We start from the raw sequence: 11,296 nt of genomic DNA, 5'->3' as shown, positions 1-11,296 counted from the left end.
CCTTCTGGACCTCGTCCGAGCGGTGGCGGTGATCGTCCTGGGAAATCTTGCCGTCCTTCTCCATCTTCTTCAGCGCTTCCATGCCTTCGCGCCGCACATTGCGAACCGCGACGCGCGCCTGCTCGGCATATTTATGCGCGATCTTGGTCAGCTCCTGGCGGCGCTCCTGGCTGAGCTCGGGGATCGGGATCCGGACCAGCTGGCCGTCGGTGACCGGGTTGAGGCCCAGACCGGCTTCGCGAATGGCCTTCTCGACGGCGATCACCAGGCCGCGATCCCAGACCTGGACCGAGATCATGCGCGGCTCGGGCACGTTGACGTTGCCGACCTGGTTGATCGGCATGTCGCTGCCATAGGCCTTGACCACGACCTTGTCGAGCAGATGGGCGGAGGCACGGCCGGTCCGCAAACCGGAGAACTCGCGTTGCAGCGCTTCGAGGGCGCTGTCCATGCGGCGCTGGAGATCAGTCATCATGGCATCGGGCACGGCTATACCTCATCCGTAATGATCGTGAACTTGCCGCGTCCGGCCAGGACATCGGCAAGGGCTCCGTCCTTCTGCATCGAGAACACCACCACGGGGATCTTGCTTTCCCGTGCCAGCGAAATCGCGGACGCGTCCATGACTTTGAGATCCTTGGACAGGACCTCCAGATAGGTCAACCGATCGAAACGCTTGGCATCGGGATGATGCTTCGGATCGGCGCTGTAGACGCCATCCACCTTGGTGCCCTTCATCAGCGCCTGGCATCCCAGCTCCGAGGCGCGCAACGCCGCGGCGGTGTCGGTCGTGAAGAAGGGGTTGCCGGTTCCCGCCGCGCAGATGACGACGCGACCCTTTTCCAGGTGGCGCTGGGCACGCCGGCGGATATAGGGCTCGCAGACGGTGGCCATCGGGATCGCCGAGAGAACGCGCGTCTGCACGCCCATATTCTCGAGCGCGTTCTGCATCGCGAGCGCGTTGATGACGGTGGCGAGCATGCCCATATAGTCGGCGCTGGCGCGCTGCATGCCCTGGGCGGCGCCGGCGATGCCGCGGAAGATGTTGCCGCCGCCGATGACCAGCGCGAGCTCGAAGCCGAGCTGGCTGGCGGTCGCCACTTCGCGCGCCGTGCGCTCGACCGTGGCGGGGTCCAATCCGAATTCGCGCGACCCCATCAGGGCCTCGCCGGACAATTTCAGAAGAACGCGTCGAAAACGACCAGGGGTATCGGCTTTGGCCTTCTTCGCGAGTTGCTCCGACATCGCTCCCTACCCCTTTGTCATCCGGGTGCCAGGTTCCTGCAGCCGGGCGATTCGACGCCGGGCCGCGCGGATCATACACCAAGCGGCGGGCCGCGGCAGGCTTCCGGGCGGGTGAGCCCGAAGGGGTTCACCCGCCCGGCCACGGAAATCCTTCGCCTCAGTGCCCGAGCTGGGCGGCGACCTCCGCCGCGAAATCCTTCTGTTCGCGCTCGATCCCCTCGCCCAACGCCATGCGGACGAAACCGGTGAGCTTCACCGGTGCGCCGACCGTCTTGGCTGCCTGATCAAGGATCTGCTTCACCCGGCTTTCGCCGTCGACGACATAGAGCTGCTCGAGCAGAACCACGTCCTCGTAATATTTACGCAGGCGGCCCTCGACCATCTTGGCGATGATCTCCTCGGGCTTGCCCGAGGCGCGCGCCTGTTCCGCCAGGATCTCGCGCTCGCGATCGAGCTGCCTGGGATCGACCTCGGCGATGCTGAGCGCCTGCGGGTTGGCCGCGGCCACATGCATGGCGAGCTGCTTGCCCAGCGCCGCCAGCTTCTCCTTGTCGCCGCTCGATTCCAGCCCGACCAGCACGCCAATCTTGCCGAGACCCGGCGCCGTCGCGTTATGGACGTAGCTCGCCACGACTCCCTGCCCGACCTTCACCTCGGTTGCCCGACGCAGATTCATGTTCTCGCCGATGGTGGCGATCAATTGCGTCAATTTCTCGGCGACGGATTTGCCTTCGCCGGGAAAGGGCTGCTGCGCCAGGGCTGCCACATCGGCGCCCTTGGCGGCGGCGATCCCGGTCACCTTGCGGACGAAATCCTGGAACTGCTCGTTGCGCGCCACGAAGTCGGTCTCGGCATTGACCTCGACGACGGCACCGCGCGGGCCCTCGGCGACCACGCCGACGAGGCCTTCGGCCGCGACGCGGCCGGACTTCTTCGCCGCCGCGGCGAGGCCCTTCTTGCGCAGCCAATCGACCGCCTGCTCGAGATCGCCGGCCGTTTCGCCCAGCGCCTTCTTGCAGTCCATCATTCCTGCGCCGGTCTTCTCGCGCAGTTCCTTCACCAGCGCTGCGGATACGTCAGCCATGTGATTCCTCGTCCAGTCTGTCGGTTGGTGCGTAAGCCGGTCCGGACGACGCGGGCGGCAACAAGCCGCCGCGTCGTCCGACCGTCGCGAAAATCAGGCGGAGGGCTGTGCCTCTTCCGGGGCAGCAGCGGGCAGCGGTTCCGCCGGGGCCTGCTCGGCCTCGCCGACATCGGCGCCGGTCGCGATCGCTTCGGCCTGGAGGCCGTCGAGGACGGCGTCCGAGACCAGATCGCAATAGAGCGCGATGGCGCGCGTGGCGTCGTCATTGCCCGGGATCGGATAGGTGATGTGTGCCGGGTCCGAGTTGCTGTCAACCACGGCCGCGACCGGGATGCCGAGCTTGCGGGCTTCGGCAACCGCGATGCCTTCCTTGTTGGTGTCGATGATGAAGAGGATGTCCGGACGGCCGCCCATCTCCTTGATGCCGCCCAGCGCGCGGTCGAGTTTGTCGCGCTCGCGCGTCAGCTGCAGCAGCTCCTTCTTGGTGAAGCCCTGGCCGCCTTCGGACAGCTTATCGTCGAGCTCGCGCAGCCGCTTGATCGAATTGGAGATGGTCTTCCAGTTCGACAGCATGCCGCCGAGCCAGCGGTGATTGACGTAATACTGGCCGCAGCGCTTGGCCGCTTCCGCGATCTTCTCCGAGGCCGGCCGCTTGGTGCCGACGAAGAGCACGCGCCCGCCGCCCGCGACCACGTCGCGAACCGCCTGCAGTGCCTGGTGCAGCATCGGCACCGTCTGCTCGAGATCGAGGATATGGACGCCATTGCGGACGCCGAAGATGTATTGACCCATCTTCGGGTTCCAGCGGCGCGTGTGATGGCCGAAATGAACGCCAGACTCCAGGAGCTGGCGCATGGTGAATGTTGGCATTGCCATGCGAGATACTTCCTTTTCCGGTTAGACCTCCGCGGGGCCAGGGAGACCTGAGGACCGGACGAGCCGACCTCGGGCACCGGAGCGACCGGCGGGATTTCTCCCCGCCATAGCCGCAAAGCCGCCGCGTGTGGATTTACGCGCCGGTTTTTACCGATATGCCTGTCGGAACGCAAGCTTAGCCATGCCGCAGGACCCTGGAATCCCGTAGCGAAACAGGCTGAGCGGACCCAATTCCATCTAACTTATTGACAAACCTCAATAGTTAGGCCCGCAGTCGGGCCGATTACCCTCAGATTTCCTGGACATCCACGATGCCGGGAATGGCCTTGATGGCGGCCCGGGCCTGGGCCGTGAGAGCAAAGGTCTCCCGCAACGAAACCTCGACCTCATGGTCGCGATCGAGTTCCAGGACGAGCGCCACGCGGCTCCGGCCCTTGCCCTGGCGGGCGAGGATGCTCTTGAGACTCTCGACCGGCTTGGGATCGTTGAGGAAGACCCGCAGCCCCACGGCAGCCTGGGCGGCTGCCTGATCGAGCGAGACGATCGACTGGGCGGTCAGCCGGTAGCTCTCCTCCTCCACCCGCACGTCGACCGTGACCAGCACGGCCTTGCCCGGCTCGAGCAGCTCGCGCGCGGCTGCCAGCGTCTCGGAAAAGACCGTGACCTCATACATGCCGCTGGCGTCGGTGAGCTGGGCGAAGGCAAACCGGTTGCCCTTGGCCGAGGTGCGCTCCTGCCTGCCGACGACGATGCCGGCGAGCTTGGCGCGGTTGGTGGGGCGACCGGTCAACCAGCCCGCCAAGCCGCCATAACGGACGGCGTCGAGCCGCTTCAGGGTCGTCTCATAGGCGTCGAGCGGATGCGCCGAGAGGTAGAAGCCGATCGCCTCGAACTCATGCTGCAGGCGATCGATGGCGGGCCAGTCCGGCAGTTCCGGGAGCTGAAGCCGCGGCGGCTCGACCATGCCGCCGCCGAAGAGGCTGACCTGGGCGCTGGTGCGTTCCTCGGCTGCGAGCGTGGCGTGACGCAGCAGTTGTTCGACCGCCTCGAACACGCGACGGCGATTGGGCAGCAGGCGATCGAAGGCGCCCGCCGCCGCCAGGCTCTCGAGCTGGCGCTTGTTCAGATGCTTGTGATCGATGCGCCGCGAGAAATCGGCCAGATCCTTGAACGGTCCATTGGCCTCGCGTTCCGTGACCATGGCTTCGATGGCACCGGCGCCAACATTGCGGACAGCCGCCAGCGCATAGCGGATGGCCAACGCACCCGCCTCGTCGCGTTCGACGGTGAAGCCCGCGCGCGAGCGGTTGATGTCGGGCGGCAGCAGTTTGATGCGGAGGCGGTCGAGCTCCTGACGGAAGGTGTTGAGCTTGTCGGTGTTCCCCATGTCGTAGGTCATGGAGGCCGCGAGGAACTCGACGGGATGGTTGGCCTTGAGCCAGGCGGTCTGATAGGCGACCAGCGCATAGGCGGCGGCATGGCTCTTGTTGAAGCCGTAGCCGGCGAACTTCTCGACCTGCTCGAAGATCTGCACGGCCTTCGTTTCGGGTACGCCGCGCCTCTTGGCGCCCTCCACGAAATCCTTCCGCTGGGCGTCCATCTCGGATTTGATCTTCTTGCCCATGGCGCGGCGCAGCAGATCGGCGCCGCCGAGGCTGTAGCCCGACAGCTCCTGGGCGATCTGCATGACCTGTTCCTGATAGATCATGATCCCGAAGGTCTCCTTCAGGATCCCCTCGAGCGCCGGATGCAGATAGTCCGGCTGCTCCTCGCCATGCTTGCAGGCGATGTAGTTAGGGATGTTGTCCATCGGGCCGGGACGATAGAGCGCCACCACGGCGATGATGTCCTCGAACCGGTCGGGCTTCAGTTTCCGCAGCACGTCGCGCATGCCGGAACTTTCAAGCTGGAACACGCCGGTCGTCTCACCCCTCCCCATCTGCTCGTAACTTCGGGCATCGTCGAGCGGCAGGTTCGCCAAGTCGATCTCCACCCCGCGCTCCTTCAGGAGCTCGCAGGCGCGTTGCAGCACCGTCAGAGTCTTCAGGCCGAGGAAGTCGAATTTCACCAGCCCGCCGAGCTCGACATATTTCATGTTGAACTGCGTAACGGGCATGTCCGACCGGGGGTCGCGATAGAGCGGCACCAGCTCCGCCAGCGGCCGGTCGCCGATCACCACGCCCGCCGCATGGGTCGAGGCATGGCTGTAGAGGCCCTCCAGGCGGATCCCGACATCGATCAGGCGCTCGACCTGCGGATCGTCGTCGCGCATCTGCTGCAGCAGGGGCTCGCCGTTGACGGCCTCTTGGATGGTCACCGGCTTGGCCGGGTTGTTCGGCACCATCTTGCAGATGCGGTCGACCTGCCCATAGGGCATCTGCAAGGCGCGGCCGACCGAGCGCAGGGCGGCGCGGGCCTGGAGCTTGCCGAAGGTGATGATCTGCGCGACGCGATCGCGGCCATATTTCTGCTGGACGTAGCGGATGACCTCGTCGCGCCGGTCCTGGCAGAAATCGATGTCGAAGTCGGGCATCGACACCCGCTCGGGATTGAGGAAGCGCTCGAACAACAGCTTCCACCGCAACGGATCGAGGTCGGTGATGGTGAGCGACCAGGCGACAACCGAGCCGGCGCCCGAGCCGCGTCCCGGTCCCACCGGGATCCCTTCGCGTTTCGCCCACTGGATGAAGTCGGCGACGATCAGGAAGTAGCCGGCGAAACCCATCCGGTTGATCACGTCGAGCTCGAACTCGAGCCGCTGGCGGTAGGGCTTGATGTGCTCGGCGCGCTGCGCGGGCGTCTCGTCCGCGGCGGCGACAGCGACCATGCGCTCATCGAGGCCAAGCTCCGCCTGGCGGCGCAGCTCGACCTCGGCGGTCTCGCCATTGGGACCGGTGAAGGGCGGCAGGATCGGCTTGCGCGAGCTGGGCATGTAGGCGCAGCGCTGCGCGATCACCAGGGTATTGTCGATCGCCTCCGGCAGATCCGCGAACAGCGCCCGCATCTCGGCCGCGCTCTTGAAGCGATGCTCGGGCGTCTCGCGCCGGCGCTGCGCCTCACCGACATAGCTGCCGGCGGCGATGCAGAGCAGTGTGTCATGCGCCTCATACATTGCCGCATCGGAGAAGAACACGTCGTTGGTCGCAACCAGCGGCAGGTTGCGCGCATAGGCGATGTCGAGCAGGGCCGGCTCGATCCGCCGCTCCAACGGCAGCCCATGGCGCTGCAGCTCGATATAGAGCCGGCCCGGAAACAGCCGCTCGAGCGCCGCGATCGCCTCCTCGGCTCCCGGCATCTGGCCGTCGGCGAGCAAGCGTCCGACCGCACCATGCGCGCCACCGGTCAAGGCGATCAATCCGTCGCAGGCTTCCTCGAGCTGGCCCAGGGAAACCTGCGGCTCGCTGCCGGGCTCGCCGTCGAGGAACGAGCGGCTCACCAGCTGCATGAGATTGGCGTAGCCGGCTTCGTTCTGCGCCAGCACCACGAGCTTGTCGGGCGCCACCCGGTGGCCGGGTCGTGTGGGCCCACCCTCGGCCGTCTCGCGGCGGATGTTGAGCTGGCAGCCGATGATCGGCTGGACGCCGGCCTCCTTCGCCGCCATGGCGAATTCGAGCGCGCCGAAAAGATTGCCACTGTCGGTGATGGCAATCGCCGGCATCGAGTTCTTTTTGCACAGCTCGATCAGCTGTTTGATCTTGAGCGCACCTTCCGATAGCGAATAGGCGGAGTGGGCGCGCAGATGGACGAAATCGGCATGGGGCATGTCAGGAGGATGGCATGACCTGCCGGGCGCTTCCAGCAGGGCGAATGCCGCAAGGCGAGAGGCCGGGCTTCTTGCCGTCCCCTGCCCTCCGCCCCTAAGGTCGAAGCCGTTTTCGGCGGTGGAATCAGGCGACTCGGGGCGTGCGGGGTCATAGGCTGAAGAAACTCCTGCAAGACGTGGTGATCCGGTCCGGCGGGCAGCCTCTGCGCCTCGGCGCGTGGCGGCGCCATGATCGCGAGCTCCACAGATTCTTTTCGGGCGACGCCGCCGCGGACGAGGCGACCTATGTCTGGGTGTTCCGTTATCTCCTGACCGGCTTTCTCGAATGGCGCTCGCCCGATGGCAGCCGCGCGGCTTATCCGGGGCTCTTGAGCAATCACGGCTCCGACATCGATGCCATCGAGGGCTTCAGCCGCTTCGCCCCGGTGATCGGTTCATGGCTCGCGGCCGGACGCTCCCCGTCGGTCGAGACGCTGGACGGCAAACCGATCGATCTGCCGAAGCTCCTGCTCGAGGGCTTCCTGGCGGGAACCGACCCGACCGCCCAAGGCTATTGGGGGCTCGCGAGCGGACCCGACCAGCGGATCTGCGAGGCTGCCGACATTGCGCTGGCGCTCTGGCTGTCGCGCGTCTCGGTCTGGCCGCTGTTGGGCGAGGCGCAGCGCGACATGATCGCGAACTGGCTGCGCGCGATGGCGGCGCTCGATGTCTATGACAACAACTGGCACCTCTTCCCCGTCATCATCCTGCTGGTGTTGCGCCTCTTCCACGCCGAGGATCTGCCGTCAGGCGGGCGCGATCACTATGCCCGCCTCCGCAGCTTCCATCTCGGCGCGGGTTGGTATGCGGACGGCAAGCGCCAGAAAGTCGACTACTATAACGCCTGGGGATTCCATTATGGGCTGTTCTGGGTTCGGGAGCTGGCGCCCGTCCTCGATCCGGAATTTCTCGACGATGGTCTGCGGCAGTTCGCGCAGAGCTACGCCTTCCTGATCTCGCCGGCCGGTCTGCCGATGATCGGCCGCAGCATTCCTTATCGGTTGGCGATCCCCGCGCCCTTGATCGCAGCCCAACACCGTCATCCGGAAACGATTTCCCCTGGCCTCGCGCGGCGGGCGATGGCGGCCGTCTGGACGCAGTTGGTGCCGCGCGGCGCCATCCGGGCGGGGATCGTGACCCAGGGCTATGAAGGCTCCGATCCCGACCTGCTCGACCCTTATTCCGGCCCGGCCAGTCCGCTCTGGTCCTTGCGCTCGCTCGCCCTGGCGCTCTATGAGCCTTCGGCCGCCGCTTTCTGGACGGCACCTCTGGAGCCCTTGCCGATCGAGAAAGCCGATTACGATCTCGACATTCCGGCGATCGCATGGCGCGTCGAGGGTCGGCGCGCGTCCGGCAAGATCATCATTCGCCGCCAGGGCGACCTGGAAGAAGGGAAATTCAAGGCGATCCCACCGCGCAACCGCTGGCTCGGCCTGATCGGCCGATCGCCGAAACGGGCGCTGAATTACAAGGCCCGCTATCTGCGCGTCGAATACAGCTCGGCCCGGCCATTCTGGCGCGACAGGGTCTAGCGGAAGCTGACGCGTGAGCTGGTCGTCCCGGCGATGTGACCCAGCTCGCCGTCACGGATTGTGATGGTGCGATCCATACGCGCCGCGAGATCGAGATTGTGGGTGGCGATGAGCGCCGCCAGTCCCAGCTCATGCACCAGCCGCGCCAGCAGCGCGAACACGTCGCCGGCCGTATGAGGATCGAGATTGCCGGTGGGTTCGTCGGCCAGGAGCAGCGCCGGACGGTTTGCGAGCGCGCGTGCGATGGCGACGCGCTGCTGCTCGCCGCCCGAAAGTTCGGCCGGCCGGTGGCGCTCGCGCTGCGAGAGGCCGACCTGCGCCAGCAGCTCATGGGCCCGCGCCTCGGCCACACGGCGGCGCGTGCCGGCGATCATCTGCGGAATGACGATGTTCTCCAGCGCCGAGAACTCGGGCAGGAGATGGTGATATTGATAGACGAAGCCGATGGTCGAGCGGCGCACCGCCGTGCGCTCGGCATCGGACATGGAGCCTGCGTCATGGCCGGCGATCGCGATCTTTCCGGCTTCCGCCGGTTCGAGCAGACCGCAAATATGCAGCAGCGTCGATTTCCCCGAGCCGGAGGGACCGATCAAGGCGACCATCTCGCCGGAAGACACTTCCATGCTGGCGCCGAGGATGACCTCGATCCGGGTGGCACCGGAACCGAAGCCCCGCTTCACATCCTGAAGCCGCAGGATGGAAGTCGATGTCCGTGCCGCCTCACTCATAGCGCAGGGCCTCGACCGGATCGAGCCGCGCCGCACGCCAGGACGGATAGAGCGTCGCCAGCAGCGACAGCCCCAGCGCCATGCCGACCACCGCGATGACCTCGTTCCAATCGATGACGGCGGGCAGTTTGGAGAGGAAATAGATCTCCGGGGAGAAGAGCTGCGTGCCGGTCAACTTCTGGAGCCACTGCCGGATGGTCTCGATGTTCTTGCAGAAGGCCAGCCCCAGCCCGAAGCCGAAGGCGGTGCCGACGATGCCGATGCTGGCGCCCGTCATCAGGAAGATGCGCATGATCATGCCGCGCGTGGCGCCCATGGTGCGCAGGATCGCGATCGCGCGGCCCTTGTCCTTCACCAGCATGATCTGGCCCGAGATGATGTTGAAGGCCGCGACGATGATGATGAGCGTCAGGATGATGAACATGACGTTCCGCTCGACCTGGACGGCGGTGAAGAAGCTGGAATTCGCCCCCTGCCAGTCGAACAACCGGTAAGGGGAGCCCAGGCGCGTATAGAGCTCGCGTACCGGCGCCGACATATGGTCGGGATCCGTCACCATCACCTCGAGCGCGTTGGCCGCCTGCGGCAGCTTGAAATAGAGCTGGGCGGCTTCCATCGGCACATAGGCGAAGCTGTTGTCGTACTCGTACATGCCGATCTCGAAGACGGCGACGACCTTGTAGGTCTTCATACGGGGGATCGCCCCCATGAGCGTGGTCTGGCCTTGCGGCGTGACGAGCGTCACCTCGCCGCCGATGGTCACACCCATGCGCGCCGCCAGCCGCGAGCCCAGCGCGATCACGTCGGTGCCTTTGAAGTCATCCAGGCTGCCGGCCACGATATGGTCGGCGATCACCTTGTGCTTGCGCAGATCCTCGAGCTCCATGCCGCGAACGAGCGCGCCCGCGGCCTGGTTGCCGGCGGTGATCATCACCTGGCCCTCGATCATCGGCGTCACGCTGACGATCTGAGGGATGTCGCGGATCGCGTCGGCGATGCCCTTGTAATCCAGCAGCGGTCCGTTCGCGGCGGTGATGGTGATATGGCCGTTGAGGCCGAGGATGCGCGACAGCAATTCCGCGCGGAACCCGTTCATCACCGACATGACGATGATGAGGGTCGCCACGCCGAGCCCGATGCCGAGCAGCGAGAATCCGGCGATGACCGAGATGAACCCTTCGCGGCGGCGCGCGCGCAGATAGCGCATCGCCACCATGCGTTCGAAGGCGGAAAACATGAAGTGCCGGACTCCTTGCCCTGACGCCGGTTAGAGGCCGAGCTTGGAAAGCGCGGAATCGAGCGAAAGTTCCTGCTTCTCGCCGGTCGCCCGCCGCTTGAGCTCGACGGTGCCGCTGGCGAGGCCCCTCGGGCCGACCACCAGCTGCCAGGGCAGGCCGATCAGGTCCATGGTCGCGAACTTGGCGCCCGCCCGTTCGTCGCGGTCGTCGTAAAGAACCTCGATATCCGCACGCCGCAGCCGGGCATAGATGTCGTCGCAGAACTTCGCGGCGGCGGCATCCGTCACCTTGAGATTCACGAGACCCACATGAAAGGGCGCGACGCTCTCCGGCCAGATGATCCCGGCATCGTCATGGCTGGCCTCGATGATGGCGCCCACCAGCCGCGACACGCCGATGCCATAGGAGCCCATCTGCACATAGGTCATCTCGCCATTGGGGCCACTGACCTTGGCGCCGAGCGGCTCCGAATATTTGGTTCCGAAATGGAAGATATGCCCGACCTCGATGCCGCGCGCTTCGGCACGGCGATCGGCAGGGATGGTCTCGTAGCGCGCCGGATCATGCTTCTCGTCGGTCGCCGCATAGACACTGGTCCAGCTCTGGACGATCGGCTCGAGATCGCCCTCGTAATCCACCTCCAGCGCCAGCACGTCGCGCTCGATCAGATCCTTGTGGCAATAGACCTGGCTCTCGCCGGTCTCGGCCAGGATGATGAATTCGTGGCTGAGATCGCCGCCGATCGGGCCGGTGTCGGCCGCCATCGGGATCGCCTTCAGCCCCATCCGCGC

General features: G+C 65.8%; 9 protein-coding genes. 1 reads left to right on the top strand and 8 read right to left on the bottom strand.

The genetic code is table 11. The features are described from left to right. The 5 genes from frr to dnaE all read right to left on the bottom strand — a co-directional run. A partial coding sequence (gene frr / locus ACREE8_RS10300; protein WP_431572901.1) for a ribosome recycling factor occupies positions 1-472 on the bottom strand: 472 nt, incomplete at its 3' end. A gap of 17 nt (positions 473-489) precedes the next feature. Then, complete coding sequence (pyrH, locus tag ACREE8_RS10295) at positions 490-1,245, bottom strand: UMP kinase (RefSeq protein ID WP_431572900.1); 756 nt, start codon at positions 1,243-1,245, stop codon at positions 490-492. Positions 1,246-1,402: 157 nt separating this feature from the next. Continuing rightward, the gene (tsf, locus tag ACREE8_RS10290) at positions 1,403-2,329 is read right to left on the bottom strand and encodes a translation elongation factor Ts (protein ID WP_431572899.1); all 927 of its coding nucleotides are present in this window, start codon (positions 2,327-2,329) and stop codon (positions 1,403-1,405) included. A gap of 93 nt (positions 2,330-2,422) precedes the next feature. Continuing rightward, positions 2,423-3,205 (bottom strand): 30S ribosomal protein S2, encoded by a 783-nt coding sequence (rpsB, locus tag ACREE8_RS10285; protein ID WP_431572898.1) that lies wholly within the window; start codon positions 3,203-3,205, stop codon positions 2,423-2,425. A gap of 289 nt (positions 3,206-3,494) precedes the next feature. After that, on the bottom strand, positions 3,495-6,968 hold the full coding sequence (gene dnaE, locus ACREE8_RS10280; RefSeq protein WP_431572897.1) for a DNA polymerase III subunit alpha: 3,474 nt from the start codon (positions 6,966-6,968) through the stop codon (positions 3,495-3,497). 140 nt (positions 6,969-7,108) lie between these two features. On the opposite strand from dnaE, the gene ACREE8_RS10275 reads away from it, so the two are divergent. Next, the gene (locus tag ACREE8_RS10275; RefSeq protein WP_431572896.1) at positions 7,109-8,539 is read left to right on the top strand and encodes a DUF2264 domain-containing protein; all 1,431 of its coding nucleotides are present in this window, start codon (positions 7,109-7,111) and stop codon (positions 8,537-8,539) included. Here the strand turns inward: ACREE8_RS10275 and ACREE8_RS10270 are convergent. The 3 genes from ACREE8_RS10270 to ACREE8_RS10260 form a co-directional block, all read right to left on the bottom strand. Further along, positions 8,536-9,267 (bottom strand): ABC transporter ATP-binding protein, encoded by a 732-nt coding sequence (locus tag ACREE8_RS10270; RefSeq protein WP_431572895.1) that lies wholly within the window; start codon positions 9,265-9,267, stop codon positions 8,536-8,538. The two genes, ACREE8_RS10275 and ACREE8_RS10270, sit on opposite strands and share 4 nt — an antisense overlap. Beyond that, positions 9,260-10,504, bottom strand: coding sequence for a lipoprotein-releasing ABC transporter permease subunit (locus ACREE8_RS10265; RefSeq protein WP_431572894.1), 1,245 nt, complete (start codon positions 10,502-10,504; stop codon positions 9,260-9,262). Before ACREE8_RS10265 ends, ACREE8_RS10270 begins: the two co-directional genes overlap by 8 nt. Before the next feature lie 30 nt (positions 10,505-10,534). Continuing rightward, the coding region (locus tag ACREE8_RS10260; protein ID WP_431572893.1) for a His/Gly/Thr/Pro-type tRNA ligase C-terminal domain-containing protein at positions 10,535-11,296 on the bottom strand (762 nt) is incomplete at its 5' end.

Source organism: Hypericibacter sp. (assembly GCF_050729195.1).
In the GTDB taxonomy this organism is placed as follows: domain Bacteria; phylum Pseudomonadota; class Alphaproteobacteria; order Dongiales; family Dongiaceae; genus Hypericibacter.
This window is presented reverse-complemented; position numbering and strand designations above follow the sequence as displayed.

What these genes read in the sequence shown, in the direction of transcription:
- pyrH (WP_431572900.1), bottom strand. Translation starts at nt 1,245, where the DNA reads ATGTCGGAGCAACTCGCGAAGAAGGCCAAAGCCGATACCCCTGGTCGT.
- tsf (WP_431572899.1), bottom strand. Translation starts at nt 2,329, where the DNA reads ATGGCTGACGTATCCGCAGCGCTGGTGAAGGAACTGCGCGAGAAGACC.
- rpsB (WP_431572898.1), bottom strand. Translation starts at nt 3,205, where the DNA reads ATGGCAATGCCAACATTCACCATGCGCCAGCTCCTGGAGTCTGGCGTT.
- dnaE (WP_431572897.1), bottom strand. Translation starts at nt 6,968, where the DNA reads ATGCCCCATGCCGATTTCGTCCATCTGCGCGCCCACTCCGCCTATTCG.
- ACREE8_RS10270 (WP_431572895.1), bottom strand. Translation starts at nt 9,267, where the DNA reads ATGAGTGAGGCGGCACGGACATCGACTTCCATCCTGCGGCTTCAGGAT.
- ACREE8_RS10265 (WP_431572894.1), bottom strand. Translation starts at nt 10,504, where the DNA reads ATGTTTTCCGCCTTCGAACGCATGGTGGCGATGCGCTATCTGCGCGCG.